Source organism: Alistipes montrealensis, assembly GCF_018362775.1.
GTDB lineage: Bacteria > Bacteroidota > Bacteroidia > Bacteroidales > Rikenellaceae > Alistipes > Alistipes montrealensis.
Genome location: NZ_JAGYXY010000003.1, coordinates 199,815 through 219,979 on the forward strand (window position 1 = coordinate 199,815; position 20,165 = coordinate 219,979).

Annotated in this window: 19 protein-coding genes and 1 tRNA gene; 5 read left to right on the top strand and 15 right to left on the bottom strand. The window is 49.3% G+C overall.

All coding sequences use genetic code 11. The features are described 5' to 3' along the window. Nucleotides 1-137 precede the first annotated feature (137 nt). Both KG007_RS07020 and KG007_RS07025 read right to left on the bottom strand, forming a co-directional pair. On the bottom strand, nucleotides 138-713 hold the full coding sequence (locus tag KG007_RS07020) for a uracil-DNA glycosylase family protein (RefSeq protein WP_213347850.1): 576 nt from the start codon (nucleotides 711-713) through the stop codon (nucleotides 138-140). Beyond that, complete coding sequence (locus KG007_RS07025; protein ID WP_213347851.1) at nucleotides 706-2,121, bottom strand: ATP-dependent DNA helicase; 1,416 nt, start codon at nucleotides 2,119-2,121, stop codon at nucleotides 706-708. Before KG007_RS07025 ends, KG007_RS07020 begins: the two co-directional genes overlap by 8 nt. A 47-nt stretch (nucleotides 2,122-2,168) precedes the next feature. Between KG007_RS07025 and KG007_RS07030 the strand changes: the two genes are divergently transcribed. The 4 genes from KG007_RS07030 to KG007_RS07045 all read left to right on the top strand — a co-directional run bounded on the left by KG007_RS07030 (nucleotide 2,169) and on the right by KG007_RS07045 (nucleotide 4,055). Further along, nucleotides 2,169-2,804 carry a hypothetical protein gene (locus tag KG007_RS07030; protein ID WP_195460547.1) on the top strand — a complete coding sequence of 212 codons (636 nt, stop codon included), beginning with the start codon at nucleotides 2,169-2,171 and terminating at the stop codon, nucleotides 2,802-2,804. A gap of 22 nt (nucleotides 2,805-2,826) precedes the next feature. Beyond that, complete coding sequence (locus tag KG007_RS07035; RefSeq protein ID WP_317194927.1) at nucleotides 2,827-3,396, top strand: hypothetical protein; 570 nt, start codon at nucleotides 2,827-2,829, stop codon at nucleotides 3,394-3,396. Beyond that, entirely contained in the window at nucleotides 3,387-3,923 is a 537-nt protein-coding gene (locus KG007_RS07040; protein ID WP_213347852.1) for an RsmD family RNA methyltransferase, read from the top strand. Before KG007_RS07035 ends, KG007_RS07040 begins: the two co-directional genes overlap by 10 nt. A 55-nt stretch (nucleotides 3,924-3,978) precedes the next feature. After that, a tRNA-Asp gene (locus KG007_RS07045) sits at nucleotides 3,979-4,055 on the top strand. 353 nt (nucleotides 4,056-4,408) lie between these two features. On the opposite strand, the gene KG007_RS07050 is transcribed toward KG007_RS07045, so the two are convergent. The 7 genes from KG007_RS07050 to KG007_RS07080 all read right to left on the bottom strand — a co-directional run bounded on the left by KG007_RS07050 (nucleotide 4,409) and on the right by KG007_RS07080 (nucleotide 8,961). Further along, nucleotides 4,409-5,032 carry an imm11 family protein gene (locus KG007_RS07050; protein ID WP_213347853.1) on the bottom strand — a complete coding sequence of 208 codons (624 nt, stop codon included), beginning with the start codon at nucleotides 5,030-5,032 and terminating at the stop codon, nucleotides 4,409-4,411. Between the two features lie 75 nt (nucleotides 5,033-5,107). After that, complete coding sequence (locus tag KG007_RS07055; protein WP_213347854.1) at nucleotides 5,108-5,566, bottom strand: hypothetical protein; 459 nt, start codon at nucleotides 5,564-5,566, stop codon at nucleotides 5,108-5,110. 289 nt (nucleotides 5,567-5,855) lie between these two features. Continuing rightward, nucleotides 5,856-6,482 (bottom strand): hypothetical protein, encoded by a 627-nt coding sequence (locus KG007_RS07060; RefSeq protein WP_213347855.1) that lies wholly within the window; start codon nucleotides 6,480-6,482, stop codon nucleotides 5,856-5,858. 208 nt (nucleotides 6,483-6,690) lie between these two features. Next, complete coding sequence (locus KG007_RS07065) at nucleotides 6,691-7,302, bottom strand: imm11 family protein (RefSeq protein WP_213347856.1); 612 nt, start codon at nucleotides 7,300-7,302, stop codon at nucleotides 6,691-6,693. A gap of 30 nt (nucleotides 7,303-7,332) precedes the next feature. After that, entirely contained in the window at nucleotides 7,333-7,875 is a 543-nt protein-coding gene (locus KG007_RS07070) for a DUF4738 domain-containing protein (RefSeq protein WP_213347857.1), read from the bottom strand. A gap of 12 nt (nucleotides 7,876-7,887) precedes the next feature. Next, nucleotides 7,888-8,391 carry a M23 family metallopeptidase gene (locus tag KG007_RS07075; protein ID WP_213347858.1) on the bottom strand — a complete coding sequence of 168 codons (504 nt, stop codon included), beginning with the start codon at nucleotides 8,389-8,391 and terminating at the stop codon, nucleotides 7,888-7,890. A gap of 12 nt (nucleotides 8,392-8,403) precedes the next feature. Continuing rightward, the gene (locus KG007_RS07080) at nucleotides 8,404-8,961 is read right to left on the bottom strand and encodes an RHS repeat domain-containing protein (RefSeq protein WP_213347859.1); all 558 of its coding nucleotides are present in this window, start codon (nucleotides 8,959-8,961) and stop codon (nucleotides 8,404-8,406) included. Nucleotides 8,962-9,173: 212 nt separating this feature from the next. Here KG007_RS07080 and KG007_RS07085 point away from each other — a divergent pair, with 212 nt between their 5' ends. Then, nucleotides 9,174-9,713: a hypothetical protein gene (locus KG007_RS07085; protein ID WP_213347860.1), complete on the top strand. Its 540-nt coding sequence runs from the start codon at nucleotides 9,174-9,176 to the stop codon at nucleotides 9,711-9,713. 1,276 nt (nucleotides 9,714-10,989) lie between these two features. On the opposite strand, the gene KG007_RS07090 is transcribed toward KG007_RS07085, so the two are convergent. Genes KG007_RS07090 through KG007_RS07115 form a run of 6 tightly spaced genes read right to left on the bottom strand, consistent with a single transcriptional unit; the run spans nucleotide 10,990 to nucleotide 19,963 of the window. Further along, nucleotides 10,990-13,815: a DUF4906 domain-containing protein gene (locus KG007_RS07090; RefSeq protein ID WP_249413275.1), complete on the bottom strand. Its 2,826-nt coding sequence runs from the start codon at nucleotides 13,813-13,815 to the stop codon at nucleotides 10,990-10,992. 19 nt (nucleotides 13,816-13,834) lie between these two features. After that, a complete protein-coding gene (locus KG007_RS07095; RefSeq protein ID WP_213347861.1) occupies nucleotides 13,835-14,899 on the bottom strand; it encodes a hypothetical protein in 1,065 nt (354 codons plus the stop codon). Between the two features lie 15 nt (nucleotides 14,900-14,914). Further along, nucleotides 14,915-15,937 carry a FimB/Mfa2 family fimbrial subunit gene (locus KG007_RS07100; RefSeq protein ID WP_213347862.1) on the bottom strand — a complete coding sequence of 341 codons (1,023 nt, stop codon included), beginning with the start codon at nucleotides 15,935-15,937 and terminating at the stop codon, nucleotides 14,915-14,917. A 2-nt stretch (nucleotides 15,938-15,939) separates the two neighbouring features. Then, nucleotides 15,940-17,904 carry an Mfa1 family fimbria major subunit gene (locus KG007_RS07105; protein WP_213347863.1) on the bottom strand — a complete coding sequence of 655 codons (1,965 nt, stop codon included), beginning with the start codon at nucleotides 17,902-17,904 and terminating at the stop codon, nucleotides 15,940-15,942. Between the two features lie 20 nt (nucleotides 17,905-17,924). After that, nucleotides 17,925-19,364, bottom strand: a complete 1,440-nt coding sequence (locus KG007_RS07110) for a DUF3868 domain-containing protein (RefSeq protein WP_213347864.1) — start codon at nucleotides 19,362-19,364, stop codon at nucleotides 17,925-17,927. A gap of 11 nt (nucleotides 19,365-19,375) precedes the next feature. Then, nucleotides 19,376-19,963 carry a DUF3575 domain-containing protein gene (locus KG007_RS07115; protein ID WP_213347865.1) on the bottom strand — a complete coding sequence of 196 codons (588 nt, stop codon included), beginning with the start codon at nucleotides 19,961-19,963 and terminating at the stop codon, nucleotides 19,376-19,378. Nucleotides 19,964-20,165: the final 202 nt, after the last annotated feature.

Genomic DNA, 20,165 nt, shown 5'->3' on the forward strand with positions numbered 1-20,165 from the left:
TTTTGTCGATTTTCTTGTCTGATGTCAAAATAAAAAATTGTATAATTTATACAACAAAGATAGGCCTTTTTTGGATGCCGTGCAAAGTCGGCAACCAAATTTTTTCGCCTATTTCGTCTGTTTCCCCTGCCGGGAGGTCAGATGATCCCGTTCTCGGAGAATACTTTGCGGTAAAACTCCGCTTTCCACTCGACGGGACGGGGATAAGCCCGCGACGAGGAGGGCATACGCCACAGCCGCAGCTCCCGGCCCGCAAAGGGCATCGGCACGCTCTCCCCCACGGCTGGTTCGTCGCAGCCCGTGATGGCGCGCAGCGTGTCGGTGGCTTTCTGCCCCGTCGTAACGACGGCCCGGCACGCGGGAATACGGGCCAGCAGAGCCTCCAGATCCACCTCACGCACTACTTGAAGAAAATTATCCGACGCATTGTCTTTCAATCGGATAACCTCTACCGCCGTGTCGTACAGCGCAATCCCCCGTTCGCGGCAGAAAGCCTCGATGCGTTCCCGGTCGAAGCGCTTTCCGCCGGGACAAAGGAAGTGCGTTTTATCGCCCGTCGCAAGGTAGCCCACGATCCGCCACATGTCGTTCTGCAAATTGGGATAGAAGAACTCCATCGACCAGCGGATGCGCTTGGGCGGGAAACTGCCCAGCATCAAAACATGGGCATTGGCAGGAAGGAAAGGCTCCAGGGGGTGCTGTTCGCTATTCATAGAATTTTTCGTCGAAATTTACAAGATACAGTTTATCGGTGGCGCGAGTCAGGGCCGTATAGAGCCAGCGAAGCATGTCGCGCGACATCTGCTCGTCGCCGAACAGACAGCGGTCGACAAAGACCGCCCGCCACTGGCCGCCCTGCGCCTTGTGGCACGTAACGGCGTAGGAAAACTTTACCTGAACGGCGTTAAAATGCGGATTTTCACGAATTTCCTTAAAGCGTTTGAGCTTGCTCTTGATGTCCGTGTAATCCTTCTCCACCTCGTAGAAAAGGCGCGAAGATTCGTCCCGGGTGAGCGACGGCGACTCCGAAGCGATCGTATCCAGCAGGATTTTACACTCGATTTCCGCCTCGTTGTAGTCGGGGAATTCGAGCACGGCATCGGCGAAACGGAAGCCGTAGAAGTCTTCGAACCGCCTGAGGCGTTTCAGGCGCGCAATGTCGCCGTTGGCGATGAAATTCATCGGACAATCTTCGGTATGTTCCGGAAAATAGTAGTTGTTCTTGACGACCATCAGCATGTCGCCGCTCTCGATCTCCTCCTCGGCATAGAGCACGTTGCGGCGGATACCCTCGTTATAGCGGTTGGCACGCTTGTTCGAGCGGGTAATGACGATCGTCTCGTCACGACCGTATTTGGCATAGCAATCCTGCAATTTTTCGAGAAACTCGCCGCCTTCGACCGCCTCGATGTCGGGATATTGCATTTCGAAATGCGGAATTTCATAGAGGCCGTTTTCGAGCATGCAGCGCACCAGCGTAGCGTTGAAAAGGATGCCCGACTGGGCCTCCTGCCGCACCACCTCGTCCATCGTACCGTAAACGATGTCGCCATAGGCATCCATCGACGCAGGGTCGAGCGCCGGGCTGAAATCGGCCCCGACAGGCGGCAACTGCGCACTGTCGCCGACTAATACCAGGCGACACCCGCGGCCGCTGCGGACGTACTCCACGAGATCCGAAAGCAGCGATCCGCTGCCGAAAACCGCCCCGCCCGAAGTGTTGTCGGAGAGCATCGACGCCTCGTCGACGATGAAAACCGCCCCGCGCTCGGCATTGAGGTTCAGCGAAAATTTCGATTCATAATCGGCATTCGTCCGCTGGCGGTAGATACGTTTATGAATGGTAAGTGCTTTTTCCTGAGCGTATTGAGCCAGCACCTTGGCGGCCCGGCCCGTAGGGGCCAGCAGCACGGATTTGATTCCCAACTCCTTAAGCGCACCGACGAGTCCGGCGATCAGCGTCGTTTTTCCGGTTCCGGCATAGCCGTTCAGCACGAAAATCTTCGAAAAATCGTCATCTGCAAGATATTCGGACAATTTTTCTATAATTTTTTTTTGTCCGGGAGTTGTTTCGAAACAAATTTTAGCGTAAATTTGGGTCGCGATACGTGTACTGAGCATGCGTCGGTTTTTTGCTGCACAAAATTAATAACAAATATTTATTTAAAATGAAAAAACTCTTTCAAATCATTCTTGCCGTAGCGATCGTGGCCCTGATCTACGTCATCTATGTTCAGATCTCGACACCGATCCGGTTCGAACAGGAAACGAAGGCGAAGAAAGCCAAGGTTATCGACCGCATCAAGGACATCCGTACCGCGCAGCGCTCCTTCAAAACGAAGTATCAGCACTTTACCGCCAGCTTCGACTCGTTGCAGTCGTTCATCCTGAACGACACCCTCGAACTGGAGCGCAAGATTGTCGACGAGGACGACTCGGCAGCTCTGGCTATGCTGCTGAAATCGGGCAAGAAGAATGTGGAAAAGTTCAAGATTGCCGTTATCGACACGATTTTCGCGCCTAAAAAACTCTCGCGCCAGGATGTCGAGAACCTGCGTTTCATCCCCGGAACCGACAACAAGGCCCAGTTCATCATGGAGGCAGGCATCATCACTACCGAATCGAAAGTCGTGATTCCGGTCGTGGAGGTTCGCGCACCCTACAAGATGTTCCTCGACACGGTAGCCTACCGCCAGGAAGTGATCAACCTGATCGACGACGAGCAGAATAACTTCAACCGTTATCCCGGCGTCAAGTTCGGATCGATGGAAGCTGGTAACAATGAGGCAGGCAACTGGGAGTAAAACTCCGCAAACAAATAATAAGGTGTCCATTCAGCTATCGTTGGATGGACACTCTTTTTCGGACCCGGCGCTCTCGGAGCTTCCTGTAAGCGGAGCTTCGGTGACAGTCGAATTGCTGCTGCCCCGTACGATGCTCGTTCCGGCTGAACTCTTCGACACAGAAAAAGGAGCGGACCTGCTGGCTGCGAACGGCATGCCGCCCACGGCGGAGGAATGCGTGGTCCACAGCGACCCGGAAGCGGCATTCGTCGCCGTCACGGCCATCAACCGCGAAGCGCTGCGGCAGGTAGAGGAGAAACTGGGCGACAGGGCACGGTTCACAACCCCGTTGCTCCATTCGCCCGCCAATACGGCTAAAACCGTATGGATGAGCCGCAGGGCGGGCATCTTATATATAAAGGTATACGATGCCGGCGAATTGCAGTTGGCCGAAGCTTTGCCCGCAGCGACGGAGACCGACATGGCCTACTTTTTCGAACGGCTGGACAGCAGTTTCCCGCTCAAAGGTTACGAACTTCGCATCGCAGGCGACGATCCGAAAGCGGCACGCAAACTGCTCGGCAAACGATTCAAACAGGTGATATGCGAATAGTCAGCGGAAAATACAAGGGCCGGGCGATCAATCCGCCCAAGAACCTGAGGGCGCGGCCTACGACCGATTTCGCCAAAGAGAACCTTTTCAACGTACTGGGCAATCTGGTCGATTTCGACGAATGCGACGTGCTGGACCTCTTTGCCGGAACGGGGTCGATCAGTTACGAGTTTGCATCGCGCGGGGCGCGGAGCGTCACGGCTGTCGAGATCAACGCCGTACACTACAACTTCATCAGGCAGACGGCGGCACAGTTGGGAATCGAAAACCTCTATCCGGTCAAAGCCAACGTTTTCCTCTACCTGAAAAGCTGTGCCAAACAGTTCGACCTCATTTTTTCCGACGCCCCCTACGACCTGGAGGGCAGCCAGGAGGTCGTAAAATTGGTCCTGGAGCGCAATCTGCTCCGTCCGGGCGGCATCCTGATTTTCGAGCACTCGAAAAAAATGGATTTTTCAGGTTATAATGAGTTCTGGCAATTAAGAAGTTACGGAAGCGTACAATTTTCTTTTTTCAAAAAGCCGTAAAACCATTTGCTGATTAAAAAAATTACACTATCTTTGCACTCGCAATAACCAGAATGGTGCGTTAGTTCAGCTGGTTAGAATACGTGCCTGTCACGCACGGGGTCAGGGGTTCGAGTCCCCTACGCACCGCCACCTTTAACGGCAATTTGAAGAAAACCTCTGTATATCAACATGATACAGAGGTTTTTGTTTGCCTCCACCCTGCAAAATAACACACTCCGATGCACTTCAACGTGTGATAATTCGTGTGAGATTTTTTAGGGCCGAAAATCTCACACGAATCGTCGCGTATCTCATTGTTTTTCATCATTTTTCAGGCTCTCCTTTTGTGCGGGAATTCTCACCTTTGAAAACCTAAATTGATCTTCATCTCTCATATAATCCTTCCGGTTTTTTCGAACTTCATTTTGTTGCTCTTCAGGCATGAACTTAAATATCATCAAATAGAGAGCGGTGGAATCCACCACCGCTCTCAGAAAAAGAAACTATTCCTTATGAAATAAAGAATAGGATAACTCCATGTCGGACAACCGCTCGAATTCAAGTGCCGTAATCTTATTTTTCTTCAAGAGTTCGACGACACGTGCCGTTACAATGACCCAATATGAATTGTCAAGTATAAAAAAATCACTGCCATCCCATGTATCGATGTCAAAATAGCCCCCTTTATAGACCTTACGGACAGGACCATCCTCGCGATACCTCTTTTCGCCGATCGGTTGATTGCTCATGTCCATTGCACCGGCACGGCCTGTAATCGAAAATCCGTGATAGCCTGTTACCCGAGCATTTTTCTTATCGTATAATTCGATGGGATAGCAAGACCAGCCGGTAATGCGATGTTCTTCGAGAAGGCTTTTCATCCGATCGGAAATCAAATAGGCCGGCGGATAACGGGTGTCCAATACATCCCGAAGGTTACGCCCCGATTCAGTTTGCCTGAAAACAAGAGGAAAGGTATACTCGACATATCGTCCTTTGATTAAATCATCCATTATCTGCCCTGCCAGATCACGATTACCACTGTTCAACGCATCATCAAAAAGAGCAGTTCTTGCAGAGAAGGTCGTTAAGTACCCCTTACTTGAGAAGTCATAAAAGTCTTTCATCGTTTTTGTTGTCATAATTAAATATAGAAAAAAGGCCAAAGATATAATCCTGGCCCCCGATAAATTGATTGTTACTCATGGATTATTCGAAATTTCCTGCTCTCCATAATTTTCCATCATATATGAAGTCTTATACAGACCTTCAATATAACGAAAAGCCTGTGTATCGGAATAATTATTTCGTTTAATAAATTCCAAAATCTCACCTAACAACTTTGTATTAACCCCGTGATCATATATTTTATATCCGGTGCTATCATACCACATAATCCACTTGGGAATATCGTCGCCATATTGTCCGAATTCATACAAACCGTATTTATGTTCAGCAATAGACTTTCGCGTGGAAATATCGTCAATATAAAAACTAACATTAAGTTCGGTTGGTTTTGATAAAAAATCTTCTGATGAAAGATTTGAATTTATAGTATCAACAACAATCTGTATCAATCTATTCACCGATACTACTTGTGCATTGCCCTGTTGTACAATAATGCAACATGAAACAAGAATAAAAAAGATCTTACTTTTCATAAATCATCAAATTTAACGTCTATATCATCCGCAATAATAGGTTTTTTCCTATCTACTTCGTTCAAATCAGGTCTTATATATTCAGGCGAGTATCATTTTCTCCCTCGGCAGCTTTCGTCCAATTTCCATTTTCCCACATCACTCGACCGTGTACATCAACAATTTTAGGTCCCTGATAGTCGATATATCTCACAGGATTATTCTTGGTATATGCATATGGTCCTGTTGCATAAGAATCTTCAATCCAAAAGGGAAGAATTAGCGAACTAACTCTTCCCTAATAAAAAAATTAATCCGAATACTTAAAATCAAGAACCCATCCGGAAGGAGATTTACGCATTTCAAACGCTTTATCGTCACTATAATTATAGTCAACAAATAACATTTCCGAAGAAATTTGAGTATCAAAATCTGTGTTATCGAACAGGTTTGAACCAAAAGAAATATAGCCTATTTTCAGAGAATCGATAAATCGCTGCATAAATTCGATATCCGGCATGCAGATGTTTTCAGTAGTCAATTGCTCTTTCCCAATCCAGGCAATCGACATTTTGTTTAAGAATCTATCATCACCTAACAATTCTATCCCTTCATATTGCAATTGTATGGGTATGGATTGTTGTGGTTCTATCTCAAATTGAGAAGAATAGCTAGAATATAAACGAACTGTATCTTGTCCATCAATTAAAGTAAAACAGCCATATTTACTATTTTTCGGATCAAAACGATGATTATAAGCCCCCAATATCTGATTTTCATCCGTATTATTAATAACATCCATGTCAATATACATAATGATCGGCGTAAGACGCATAGTATCCCCTGATACTTGAGGTAAACGGCAGTCAAACCCTATACCGTTTATTCGAATCGTAAAAACCTTGTCGTCAGAACATCCTGATATACACGAATTCATGCATATTAATATGAATCCAAATAGGAGGCATACACTTTTAAACTTAATATTATTCATCTCCATATTCTCTTTTATAACGTGATGGATCTTCGTCTCTCATATAATCCTTTCGGTTTTTTCGAACTTTATTTTGTTGCTCTTCAGGCATGAACTTAAATATCATCAAATAGAGAGCGGTGGAGTTCACCTCCGCTCTCAGAAAAAGAAACTATTCCTTATGAAATAAAGAATAGGATAACTCCATGTCGGACAACCGCTCGAATTCAAGTGCCGTAATCTTATTTTTCTTCAAGAGTTCGACGACACGTGCCGTTACAATGACCCAATATGAATTGTCAAGTATAAAAAAATCACTGCCATCCCATGTATCGATGTCAAAATAGCCCCCTTTATAGACCTTACGGACAGGACCATCCTCGCGATACCTCTTTTCGCCGATCGGTTGATTGCTCATGTCCATTGCACCGGCACGGCCTGTAATCGAAAATCCGTGATAGCCTGTTATCCGAGCATTTTTCTTATCGTATAATTCGATGGGATAGCAAGACCAACCGGTGATGCGGTGTTCTTCGAGAAGGTTTTTCATCCGATCGGAAATCAAATAGGCCGGCGGATAACGGGTGTCCAAAACATCTCTGAACTTAGACCCTGCATCATCTTTAATTTTATTAAATTTCAAAGGAAAAATGAAATTGTCATAATTTCCTCTAATGAGGTGATTCATTTCTCTTCCATACCCTGTTTCATTTTCGAAAATTGCAGGAAAAGCAGCAAACGTTGTTAAGTATCCCTTACTTGAAAATTTATAAAAATCTTTCATCGTAATTAACTCTTTAGAATGACAATCTGATTACTCCATGTCGTCTAGTATTTCTTCTCTGGCAGAAAAATGGCCTAAACTATCTATCGACAACAATATAGGACAACAAATATCTGTATCTGGAACGCAGATATTAATTAATATAACAATATTTTCATCATTATGCTCCCAGATAATCCCAGTATAAAGTTGAACTTTATTAAAAAATTCCCGAGGAATTATCGAGTCAAAATTTTGCTTACGAATTTCTTTATTCGAAATCAGAATTTCCCCCGCTTTTTCCACGGACAATATAATTGAACGGTCTGCTATTGCATAATGGTCTGTTGCGATAATATCATCATTATCTCGTATAATATACGAGATATGAAATGGGTGAATAATAGTGTCGATAACAAATGGAGGTGACTGTATAATACTATCAAAAATATTTCCCTGTTGATTATGCATAGGTTGAATATCAACCAATAATGAAGTAGAATCACTATTCAATATGATCGCATTTCTTCTTCCTGTATTAGAAATACAGCCAATAAAGAGAATGGCAAATGAAATTAAAAAAAGTTGTTTCATAATTTATCTTAATTAGAAATTGGAATCGAACATTCCCTCTAGTTCATCCTGATTAATATCCAAGTGTTTATTGGGGAAATTAATACGTGGCCTTTGAAACTTAGACTCGCCTAGAATAGTAATTTCAGGAATAGCTATATTTATCTCGGGAATAATGAACTTCATTGGATCAATAAGACTTTTAGAGCCATCGGTCGGATCAATTCTGCTTCCATTTACAAACATTTCATAATGAAGATGTGAATTAAAGGCATCTTCACGGCCATAACCAGATCCTCCCATTGTGCCTATTTGCTGTCCTTCACTAATGGGAACATTGGGTTTTATATCAGAGTTAATGGAATTTAAATGCATATAAAATGTTGATACAGTTCCATCATTAGCCATAATTTTCACTCTATTTCCACCTGCATTTCTACCTTCATCATATCGAGTAACACTTGTTACTAGGCCATCATGTGTAGCGTAAATTGGAGCCCCTAAATCATCATTTCCTGAACCAAGATTAATATCCACACCACTATGTGCTCATCCTTTGGGTCTCGATGCTCCATAATTATTCTCATGTCGTCGAGAACATCCATTATATGTTTCATTTACAGGCCAAATTCTCATACCATCCGGATCAGCATGCATAATTGGATTGTTTCGCACATAAGCATACGAACTTGTCCCATAATATACCTCGGCCAACGGATCAGGCACAAACCATCGTCCGAGTTCCGGGTCATACATACGTGCTCCGTAGTCGAGCCAACCGGTAGCACCGATAATCTGCGCTTCCTTGCCATTAAACAGGTAGCGGTTATCGGAAACCGGACGGTCTGGATCATCCCATCTTTTCCCGAACGCATAGTAGTCGTTGCGCTCCCGAACCATTCCGCATGAATCGACTACGACACGAGTCAAACCCAGATGGTCGGAGATATGGTGAAGAGCAAGCATACGCCGAGAATCAGTCTGAGCAGCAACAAAACGGCCGCCGCTGAAAGGGGTACTCTCCAAACGAAGATGACCACCTTTGCGCTCATATACCAAAGAACCCAGATTCACCCTGGGAATCCAGGCATGAGAGTTTAGTGCCATCCGAAAGATAACGATAATTTACCAAAATCATACCTTCCCGACAAACTTTCTCGGGAAGATTCAAGACATTATATTCTACATCCAGATTCCGGCGGCCATCGTGGGTCATATTGCCGTTAAGATATTATGTTTACTCATACACAGGGAATCAACTGACATCCTTACTTCAAAATGGAGACTCACGAACGTACCTCTATGATGGCAATGGGAATATGATACAAGATGGTCGAAATAATCTGTTTCTGACATATAACAACCTGAACCTGATTGAAAAAGTCGAGCAGGACAATGTCAATGTTGCAAATTATTCGTATCTTGCAGATGGAACTAAACTTGCTGCTACGAATGTGGCAGGCAATGGGTTGATTTACATGGGTTCTTTGGTATATCGGCTGCAAAACGATGTATTAACGCTGGAAAGTCGCAGTTTCAGCGATGGCCGTATCTTAAATACGACCAATGGTTATGATATTCAGTATCACCTTACAGATCATCTGGGTAGTATAAGGACGATCGTTGATGATGACAGCGATATATATAATATTGCAAGTATTTTCATTCATGAAAGGCAACATGTCCTAGATGGATGGCAAATGGGATATAATGCCTATAATAATTTAGGAAAAAACATACAAGAAATACGTGCATATGAAACTCAAATCTTTAATAACCCATTTTGGTTTTCCATTTCTCCACGACTCCAAATATTATTAGTTAAGGGATATTATAATTCATTATCTAAAAATGAGTAGATTAAGCTTCATAATAATAATTACAGTGTTATTTCACGGTTGCATTTCTCAACCTAGAGTAATATTACAACAGGACCTACGGATGACGATAGACAGCATTATCCTGGTAAACTATGACACTATCCGAGATAAAGCCAGAGGGCAAATTAATATTGTAGACTCTATTCCTACCATGATAATTTACTCTACCATTACCAATACAGGTCCCGATAGTATTCAGTTTCTACGGCGAGGGGATGATCGGCATTTTCTGATACAGTATGATTATCATGACACACAATACTCCCAAGCCGTAAGATGGCTTGATCTGAGGGCAAATGTCCACCATGGCTTTTATATAGAAGCCCCAAGCGAAGAAGACCGATTGTTATTATTACCCCCGGAGGCTTCTGTCCAATTCATTGTTTGGGCTCCGTCCCCAGAAAAAAACAATCGGACAGACCCTCGTTGGATTCATAAGATATCCGATTATTCCGAATGGATGAATGAAATCCTTCCCAATTTGCGAGTGGTTATTCCCAACTCTTGGACCCAAGCGCTATTATTGTCAGATTCAATAGATTTAAAATCAGTCATTATACATCAATATGTTCGCTCACCAAATAGATAAATTAGGCGGACTTACACAATAAAAGATTTGAGAAATGGTCAATCCTCTTGATTATTTATATTACAAAGTGTATAAAGGTTTATCCTATATTAGTGGTGGTGGCAATCCATTGTCGCAGATCGGAGCTACAATGGCTCTTTTATTGATAAATTTTTCTACAATATATTACTTGATATCAGGAGAATTGCCAAAGTCTGTCCTCGCAGTTGCAATAACTGTTATAATCTTGTTTTGTCCTATTTATTTTTTGATTAAAGAGGATAAAATCTTAGCCAAATACGATCAGGAATCGGAACAATCTTATAGAAAAGGCAATATGATCGTGACTATTTATGTGATATTGACTTTCGTTGCCGCCTTTTATGTTTTAAGACCCCGATAACCCTTAATCTACCGTTAAAACACTCTGGAGCCCTAATCGGTTTCGGGGTGTTTTTAATAGAAGAGAGGGTCTCTGACGTTACTCAATAGCAATACTGGCTTATAGCGACAAGCTCCAGACATTTTCAACCAACTGCAACCGACTGCGCAACTCTGTCTGTTCAGCCGATATCTGAATAGATTGCAAAATAAATTACGCATGGGTGTAAATCAAGCAATAGCAAGATTTACACCCTTTTTCGTATTCGGTGATATTCCGGCGGCACGAACACCGGCCTCCGCCCGTCAGTCGTCAACGCGCCGCAGGAATGCGGCATCGGATGAGAGATTCGAGGAGGTGTTCCCATCCAAAAACATGACATTAGTCTGATAACTTTCAAAACCGAAAGTGAAATAATTGATATCGAACCCGTAATCGAAATCATTATCGTTGGTGGATGTGGGAGATTTTCCCGCTTTCAGGCTTCGCAGGCCGTAGTAATAAAGAGCCCCTGTACTTGTATAAAGATCGTAAAAACAAGGCATCCCTATGGCGGTCGCCTCATCCATCTCCTCTGCACGATTGGCGTATTTCAACACGCCATTTCCTCTCAGCGGAGTATTCGTAGCGGTCTGGTCCTTATGCTTGCGCCGTCCATAACCGGTGTTACCAACCGGGAAAAAGAGATGCCGCTGCGTCTTAGTGTCATAGACGAAACAGCCTCTCATTCCGCGTTCCTGGCCTACGCTGGTATAGGTATTCGTAACCGTATTTGCATCGAGCGTATGGTCGCACTCATCCCCATAGAGAATTCCGTAATAACGGATGAACTGCGTTGGATTCAACAATGATTTCCAATCCTCGGCAGTGGCTACATGACACGCTTTGTCACCGTCCTTTTTCATCCCAGCGTCCGAGAATCCGGTCCGATAAGCGGCGATCGCTTTGAATGTCTTGGAACTTTTCCCTCCCGAAGCGTTATAGACATCGAACGTTTTGTCATAACAGGGAATATCGAATCCGTATCCATCCTTCAAATTGTTGGAGGATGCGATCGCATCCGTCGAATTGCCGAACTTGAACATCGCCCCTTCGAGCAGCGGATTGGCCGTGTCAGTACCGCAGTATTCGACATTGGTCATGTGCCACTTGCGGCCCTCGATTTCGACCGGTCCGAGGCCTTGGCTCACCAACACGACGTGCGTGCAGGTATTGTTGTGGAACGTGATTTCGATACGGCCGAAACGGCTTCCGTCCCGATACTCCGTGGCCGGTTTATAATCGAACTCGATATTCGATCCCGTACCTCCTATAACCGGCTCTGTACCCCACTCGTCAGACTCAGCGTCCTTGATACGCACCCACTCGCTGCCGTCGAGAATCTTCGCAGTCCAGGGTCCGTCGGAAGGCAGGGCTTCGAATTCGTGGGCTACGTTGGGGCTGGAATCGGAATTCTTCAACGTGATGCGGAACGCCTTGGTCGATGTCCCCGCACGCCAGATACCTTTGGGATTAACCAGTCGCCGCGACTGAATCACCTCGACGACCTTTTCCGTCAATTTCCTCTCGCCGTTCCATGCCGTAAACCGTACCTTTGCATAGCGCCGGCGTCCGACGGAATAGTTGTTGCCGGAGAACCCTTTGCCGAGCGTCATCGGACGCGTGTAAACGGAAATGTCGAACCGGTAGCGCTCGTCGTCCACACTCACCGGATTATTGTAGGTCTGCTTGCCTACATATTCTTTCGTCCGATCGCCTACCGAAGTCTTATCAATGAAACCCAGCGACAGGAATCCGTCGGTCAAAGCGTTGGCGGCCTTATCAATATAGGGATGATCGTAATAGCCCCAGTCGTTGCCGATAATCTCGGCCGTAACCTTCGTGACCTCCGTGATGTTTTTGTCATAATAGACCGTCAGCGGAATCGTCAGCTGCTGGTTCGAGAGGTAGGAAATGTACATCGGACTGGCCACGACGATCTCCGGCGGCTGCGGAACATACTCATAGTCGATATGCCAGTCGGGGTTGTTGGCGTCCTTGTTGAACACCAGCGTCAGTTTGTAGTGCGCATTGCGCTCGGCGTCGAAATCGTCCTCCATATTACGCCCCAACATACAGCGGTAGGTAATGTTGCCGTAGGAGGGATTGTCGACCGAGCGGTTGATGTAATACCCCTTGACTTCGAGGAAAGTGCCGTTGAGCACATTGTCCTTGTCTGGGCCCTGATACAGGTGCTTGCCGGGATGCTGCCCCTGCATGTTCTCGTAGAAGAACAGCGACGGAGCGTCTTCGGCATGGTTTCCGAAGGTGTTCGCGCCGCGACCGCACGAGAGCTTCGGCCAATTCGCGTAGTCGTCACCCTTACCGTAAAGGATCGTATCGCCTTCGGCAATCAATTCATCGGTTGAAGTGGGCGTATTGTCATCAACGAGCGAACAATGCGACGGAATATCCCTGATCTGCGCCGATTTGAGATAGATAAAGATGTTTTCGTTGAGATTCTTCGCGTCGAACGATACGGTGACCTTCGACGCCGCACGGCGGATCCAGGCATGGAGCGACACATTCGGTCGGTCTATCGTCACCAACTGCGGCGTGCCTTTGCCGTAGGCCGTGGAAAGTTCCTCGGTGAAGTAACCCGACATTTGGCAGTTTTTCGCCACATCCTCCTCGATCCACTTCAACGGGATGGCCCGAAAACTCTTCTCGGCACGGACGGCCTCGTCGTCGCTCAGATCGCCCATATTGGCCACGGCATAGATACGATAACGCCCGAAAGGCACTTCGCAGGAGAACTCCGCATGTTTGGTTTCGCGCTCCGTCTTGCTCTCTGAGCGCGGCACATCGGTCAGCGTCAGTTCGCTGCGGGAAAAATACCGGCATCCGGCCATCACGCCGTTATCCAGATACCACACGACGAAGATATCGTCGATCTCGCCGATGGCATCACCCTTGACGCTTCGCGTCTTTCCGAGCGAAGCGTCCCTCAGCGGCCGGAACATCGCACCGAACGTAACGACGCTTTCGCCCTGTCCCGACGAGGCGCCGTCCGCCAGCGGATCGTCCGTACATGCAGACAACCCGAACAGCGCCATCCCCGCCCAAAATATATAGAGAATAGTTCGATTCATTTTCTGCGCATTATTCGCCTCAGACACCGAATCCCGGTTCCAAGGACACCTCGTCGTACGGGACGACATCCACCTGCCATTCCACCGCCCCATTCCCGTACCGGGGGATGCGGGCGTTGACAACCACATGCGTATTGCGCGGCAACTGCGGCAACGAAGGGAACGCCTTGCGCTGTTCGATGCCATTGATCGCAAGGCTCGTCGCATACGGCTCCGCGGACTTTCCCTCCAACAGATAGATCGCCGGCAATTCCACCGTTTTTCCGTGCGGCAGTGCAATGCCGGCATCGGAAATCGCGTCGTCGGCATAAACGAACGTATAGTAATCGGCCGGTACGGCATCGTACTGCACGATCTCCCGGATGCCGTCCTCATTGTCCGCGTATACGGTCCCGTGAGGCAGACAGTACTCTCTGCGGGCCATCCGGTCTATGGTAAGTCCGGTCAGCACGAGATTCCGCTCACTCTGATTCGTAATCCGGTAAGTGAACTTCACCGCCGCGCGCGTCACGAAGAGTTCGAAACTGCAATCCGTCGCCCCCACCTCGATCTCGTGGCTCTCGTTCATGGGCAGCGCTCCGGAAAGCTGCGCCGAATCGCCATCCAGGCGAATGACCAGCGAGGCCAGCACGCCCGCAGGGAACGAATCGCCCACCCCTATCGCCGTAAGATACTCCGACAGCTTTCCGCCGGCCGACACCGGCGTTCCGTCCATCGTCTCGACCACGGTATTGCCTTCGTTCACGAAGAGATAGACCTGTTTTTTCTCGCGGCCTACGACTTTGAACCGTTCCTGCCGATCGTACACCAACGCCACGGAGGGTTTGACGAAGCGGTTGGCCTCTACCGTTCCATCGGGCCGGACGACGATGATGCGCAGCGTCTGCATCTTCTCGTCGTCGTTCGCCGGAGCCGCATCCGAGGAAACCCGCGACCGGGGAACGGCGATATCGGACAATGCGACGTTCAGATCGAGATTCACCAGAAACGGCTGCTCTTCGGTAGATACATCCGCACTCCGCCTGCACCCCGACGCCAGAAGCGCAAGACACACCCATACGACAACATATACCGATCGTCCCATTCCGCAAATTTCTCGTTACATCTCCGCATCGTTGATCCGCACCACCCAATCGTTCACGACGATCCGCGTATCGATCCACGAACCGTCGGGCCGCAGGAAGAAGAAGAGTACGAAATCGCACTCCCGATCCAGGTACTCCTGATCGTCCATGTCATAGCGATCGCTGCGCAACATAAGCAGGTATCGTTTCAACGGCATGTCCACGACCGCCCCGCCGTCGGAATGCCGGCGAACGACGAGCCGCGGAGCACTCTTGGTCATCAGCCGCGAGGTGCTCAACTCGGCGTAGGCCACTCCCACGGCCTCGGGAACGACATTGTCGCCCACGATCGTCACGCCGGTCTGCGCCCGCCCCGTCTTCCACGGCGTGTAGGTCACCGTACCGGCGGAGAGAAGATCGTTGTCGGAACCGAACAGCGTATTGTCGTCGGTAATCTCGAAATCGAAGTCGTCGGGCGACAGCGTCCCGCCGTTCTCCTGTTGGAGTACGATGCGGATATTGTTCGTGTTCTTCATCATCCCGACAGTGCCTTCCGCATAGAGATCGGCGGTCGAAAGCGTCAGCGTACCCCAATAGAGATCGTGCAGCCGTTTCCGATCGGGATTCGACAGACAATCGGCCTCCATCCGCACCCGCAGGTCGGAAAAACTCACTCCCCGCACAGGTACGGACATCATCGAGAACGAACGCCGCCCGCAGGCAAGGCCTCCGTAAGCCACGAATCGGTAAGTCCCCGCCTCAAGGTCGAGGGTCATCCGGTAATTCTCGTCGCGCAGCTCAGCTCCCATGACCGTCTCCGTCGCAACGTAGCGGCCTTCATCGTCGAAAACCAGAAGCGTCAGACAATCCACCTCCCGGGGGAAGGCGTTGGAATATGTCATGTTGTAATCGTAGACGAAACGCAACGACACACCGTGAGGACACGGTTGAAGGTCCTCATAGATGCTCTCGCACGCAGGCAAAGCGGCAATCATCAGTGCGGCGCCGAGCACCGCACCGATGAACCGTAAAACCGGATTTCGTCTTTCGGCCCGCATTTTCAGAATTCGATCTCGTTCACACGAACCACCCACGGCAATACCTCGACGGATACCGAGATATAAACGTCGCCGGTCTCGTCTGGATCTTTGGGATCGACGGGGTCGGGATCGTTCTCCGAAAGGCGGGGATGTCCGAGGCGGTTGATCTTCGTCACGGCGAGTTTGTAGACGTTGTTACGCACGACGGCAAACTCCATATCCCCCATCACGCCCGCATTGTCGTTGTTGTCGTGACGGTTCCAGTAGAAATAGTAGCAGTAGTAGCCCCACTTGCCGTCATCCTCGCTGGACTGGTAGAGCGTGATGCCGTTTTTGGTCGCGGCCTTTTTGAACAGTTGAAGCGCATCGTCCGTCTTTCCTTCGTCGTTCCACTTATGCCACAGATAGTTGGGACTATCCACATCCTGTCCTTCGCCTTCGTGGGCGCCTTTGCCGAACACCGCTTCGTAGAAACTGTTGGTCGTAACGATCGTGCCGTCCTCCAGCGTCGCAGCCTTCAATGCCGCCTTAGCCACATTGGGCCAACGCAGATAGAGATTGCCGCCGAACGTGTAGAGAATGGGATCGGTATTGGTGTTGTGATTGAGCTCCAGCGAGGCATCACTCATATCGTAGTCGAGCACTTTGGCCAGCGTTGCGATCTGCTCGTCGGACGAGGTCCGTGCAGCCTCCGTAGGTATCATCCGGCCTTTGAATACGACTCCCGTCGACAGGCCGGCGGTCATACGCTTGGTTTCGTTCACCGTATTTTCAGTCACATAACGCCAGATTTTGTAGGATGTAGCGCCATCGCCCGTGTACTCGTCGTTCTCTTTGTCCGTACCCAGCACCTCTGCGATCGGCGAGGTGTACCACTGTTCGCGGGCCGTTGCGTCGATGACGCCGTTGTCGCTCTCGGAGCCCACGCGGAACAACGGGAAATTGTAAGCCGCCGGACCCGGTGCTTTCGTATCGTAGTCGACATCGACGACATAGTTGCCCGGCGCCGTTCCCCACGGAATCTCAGGACGGCAAACACCGCCCTCTATGGCCCCGGCAGCGGTAACACGGCGAAAATAGTAGAACTTGTTGCTCATGTTGACCAACGCCATGCGATTGAGCTCGATGTCGACGATGTCGACGGGCTCCGCCTCGGCGGTCAGCTTCGTGGCAACCACATGATATTTATTGCCGCCCAGCTCGCTGCCGTCGCGGAAATCGAAACGCGCCACCGAGCGCTCGACACGCACGGGACCGTTGTTTTCGAGGCGGTCGCCGCTGGAAGTAGAAGAATTGATCGAGAGATCGAGAGGTACGGAAGCCGATGAATAGAGATCCCACTCTTTAAACGTGCGGGGCAGCATCTTCGTGGCGATGGTGGCATTGGTCATCAACATCGCGCCGCGGGCCCAGATCGACGTGTTCTTACCGGCGGTCTCCGACACTTCGCAGACCTTGTCGATCCACGACGTATCGCCGAGAGCGAAGCCGCTCTGGCTGTCGTCCGAGGTTTTGAAACTCGCCAGCAGGTCGTCGGTATAGTTGCAGATGACAAAGACGTTGACCCGCTGATCGGAAAGAGCATTGTTGTTATAATAAGCGGCCAGTGCAGTCTTCGAGAGTTTGGAGGTCGCCCTGACCGAGGTTTGCGACATTTCGAGACCGGTATCTACCGTCCCGGAAGTGATGTAACCGTTGTCGCCGGGACGGGCCAGCACGATGAGCATGCGCTTGACCGTGTTCTCATGATCCTTGCCGACCTCGGTCTTATCGTCGCTTGCCGAAGAACCATCTTCGGGATCGACGGTAGTGCTTCGCGTACCCTTACCCGCAGTAGGTAGTGACACAGATACGGACACATAAACTTTGTCACCCGGATTAACGACGCTGCCGCCGTCCACGTCGTTCTCGACGTCATCGTTGCTGCACCCCATCGCCATACCCACGGCAAGAAGGGCTGCTAAAAAATTGTTCAGAAGCTTCATTGCATTATGTATTAAGTGATCTATTTCGGTTCATTCGTCAACTCTACGACCTGTCGCAAAGCCTCCCCGGCTTCACCGATGCCGCGATTGCGGGCCTCTTCGAAGATCGCCGCCGCCACATCGTACCTCTCCGACAGCGCCGCCAGCACACCCCTGGCATAGAGCGCCTCGGCCCGGTCGCCGGCTTTGGACAAATAGCGTTCAGCACGTTTCAGGTCGCCGCGCATCATCGCCGTCGTGGCGGCATTGAGGTTGGCCGTCGGATCGTCGGGGAACATGCGCACGGCGATCTCGAACGTCTCGGCATACTCGTCACTGCCCGGCTCCATCTCCTGTGCGGCCATATACATCTCCTGCAAACTCAGCTTCTGCGGCTGCGTCTTCAACAGGCGCCGGATCTCGGCCACGTCGGTATAGGCGCGAACCTCGTATTTCACGGCATAGTCCGAATGACGCAACCCCGGATAGACGTTTGCAAGCAGGTAGGCATAAGATTCGGGGTAACTCTTTTTGATCCGCCACTCTTTCGCGTCGGGCGCCAGATCACTGCGGATCACCACAAGAATCGCCGTCCGGTCGGCGAGCCCCGATGTCTCGACGAAGCGTTCCAGGCCGGCCCAATCTTCCGGTTCGTAATCGGTGGTGAGCAGCGACTCGGGGAAATCATATTGCCGCTGCACATACTCTTTGAGCGTCTGCGTACGCCCCTTCGCCAACCGTTCGTTGTTGGCATACGTGCCTTCCGGTGAAGCATACCCCTTAATCGTCACACCGATGATCTTAGTGTCGGCGTCGGCTTTGACGGCATCGATCGTGGCGAGAATCTTCCGCAGCTCGGCGGGGTTATTACGATAGGTTTCGTAGATTTTCGTGCGGTTGACCGGGAAATCGATGTTAGCAGAACCTTCCACCGTAAGGATTTTCGCCTCCGCTTCGGGACGGACATAGACCGGAACCGGAACGAAATAGCGTTTCTCAGGTTCGAACCCAAGTGCCGTCAGCCGCTCATCGGCATCCGACAACGGAGCGCCGCAGCAACCTCGCACCTGACTCCTGGCGCTGAGTGTCGCCGTATTCATCCACGTTTCATAAGGGATCACCGCCCGGTATTCGATCACCCCGATACGCCCCTCGCGGTAGAGTGTCGCATCGTCCGGCGTCAGGCCATTGCGCAAATGATAATAATAGCGGTTACGGCCGGCGATCAGCGCCGGCGGCAGCGTCACACTCGCAGTACCCTGCGTCAGCGTCGGGGTCAGCAGCACCTCCAAATTGGTTTTAAGATCCAGTGCCGAAACATCGATGTCCATCGCTACGAACAGTTTCTCGTCAGCACGCGACACGGCCAGATTCGATACAGTCACCCGACCGTCGAGGATCGGCTGCGCCTTCGTCGGCTGTTCCGCAAGCAAAAACGACAATCCGAAGAAAAGAATTTTCGAAATATTATTTGCCTTCATGACTGCATGAATTAAAAGGTATAGACCAGATTTACAGCCGCTTTGGTCGGCCCCACATAATGGTGCGGCCGGTCTTCGGCGAGCTTTCGTCCGCATCTGGCGCACGGATAACTGTCGAATCGCGTATAGATCCATCCGACACCCAATTCGGCCTCCAGATTCCAGTGCGTACCCAGAATCCAGGCATAGCCATAGGCGACGCCAGCTCCGGTGAACCAGCCCTGATAGCGGCGCTCCGAGATTTTCGAGAAATCGGTTCCCAGAAACGAAATGCCGTTTTTCAGTCCACCTATATTATACTTGCCGCCCAGTATATGCATTCCCAGAAAATGCCCTGCAAAGCGGTCGCAAAACCAATAGCGCGCCTCGGGCTGCACGAGCCAATGTTTCCACCTCCGTTCATGCGACAACGTCCAACCGTTGTAATTGCCCGATACGTCGAGTGTCCACCGCGGCGCCATTCCGACCTCTACTCCGATGTTTATGGTATAAAGGGCATCGTAAAGCAGATTGGTTTTAACCGCGATCCGCTGTCCCTGTGCACAAACGCCGCAAAACGTCAGGCTCAGGAACAAGAATCCTTTAATCAAATTTTTCATTATCACATCCGATATTTCAATATAAACGAATCTTCGGTGGGAGTATATCGCAACCATGCCAGAATGCATTCATATACTCTGATATTCAGCCATACACCAAGCTGTCCCAAGTATTCCCGGAACAATTCTCACTCTCAATAATCTGACGCTGATACTGGAAATACGAGTTATGCTATGAATGGTTTCTTTCTAAGAAACCACA

Excerpts from the sequence above, each read along its gene's own strand:
- KG007_RS07095 (WP_213347861.1), bottom strand. The coding sequence starts at position 14,899 with ATGGGACGATCGGTATATGTTGTCGTATGGGTGTGTCTTGCGCTTCTG.
- KG007_RS07040 (WP_213347852.1), top strand. The coding sequence starts at position 3,387 with ATGCGAATAGTCAGCGGAAAATACAAGGGCCGGGCGATCAATCCGCCC.
- KG007_RS07105 (WP_213347863.1), bottom strand. The coding sequence starts at position 17,904 with ATGAAGCTTCTGAACAATTTTTTAGCAGCCCTTCTTGCCGTGGGTATG.
- KG007_RS07090 (WP_249413275.1), bottom strand. The coding sequence starts at position 13,815 with ATGAATCGAACTATTCTCTATATATTTTGGGCGGGGATGGCGCTGTTC.
- KG007_RS07110 (WP_213347864.1), bottom strand. The coding sequence starts at position 19,364 with ATGAAGGCAAATAATATTTCGAAAATTCTTTTCTTCGGATTGTCGTTT.
- KG007_RS07080 (WP_213347859.1), bottom strand. The coding sequence starts at position 8,961 with ATGGCACTAAACTCTCATGCCTGGATTCCCAGGGTGAATCTGGGTTCT.
- KG007_RS07020 (WP_213347850.1), bottom strand. The coding sequence starts at position 713 with ATGAATAGCGAACAGCACCCCCTGGAGCCTTTCCTTCCTGCCAATGCC.
- KG007_RS07100 (WP_213347862.1), bottom strand. The coding sequence starts at position 15,937 with ATGCGGGCCGAAAGACGAAATCCGGTTTTACGGTTCATCGGTGCGGTG.
- KG007_RS07055 (WP_213347854.1), bottom strand. The coding sequence starts at position 5,566 with ATGAAAAGTAAGATCTTTTTTATTCTTGTTTCATGTTGCATTATTGTA.
- KG007_RS07030 (WP_195460547.1), top strand. The coding sequence starts at position 2,169 with ATGAAAAAACTCTTTCAAATCATTCTTGCCGTAGCGATCGTGGCCCTG.
- KG007_RS07070 (WP_213347857.1), bottom strand. The coding sequence starts at position 7,875 with ATGAAACAACTTTTTTTAATTTCATTTGCCATTCTCTTTATTGGCTGT.
- KG007_RS07065 (WP_213347856.1), bottom strand. The coding sequence starts at position 7,302 with ATGAAAGATTTTTATAAATTTTCAAGTAAGGGATACTTAACAACGTTT.
- KG007_RS07060 (WP_213347855.1), bottom strand. The coding sequence starts at position 6,482 with ATGAATTCGTGTATATCAGGATGTTCTGACGACAAGGTTTTTACGATT.
- KG007_RS07115 (WP_213347865.1), bottom strand. The coding sequence starts at position 19,963 with ATGAAAAATTTGATTAAAGGATTCTTGTTCCTGAGCCTGACGTTTTGC.
- KG007_RS07050 (WP_213347853.1), bottom strand. The coding sequence starts at position 5,032 with ATGAAAGACTTTTATGACTTCTCAAGTAAGGGGTACTTAACGACCTTC.
- KG007_RS07085 (WP_213347860.1), top strand. The coding sequence starts at position 9,174 with ATGATACAAGATGGTCGAAATAATCTGTTTCTGACATATAACAACCTG.
- KG007_RS07025 (WP_213347851.1), bottom strand. The coding sequence starts at position 2,121 with ATGCTCAGTACACGTATCGCGACCCAAATTTACGCTAAAATTTGTTTC.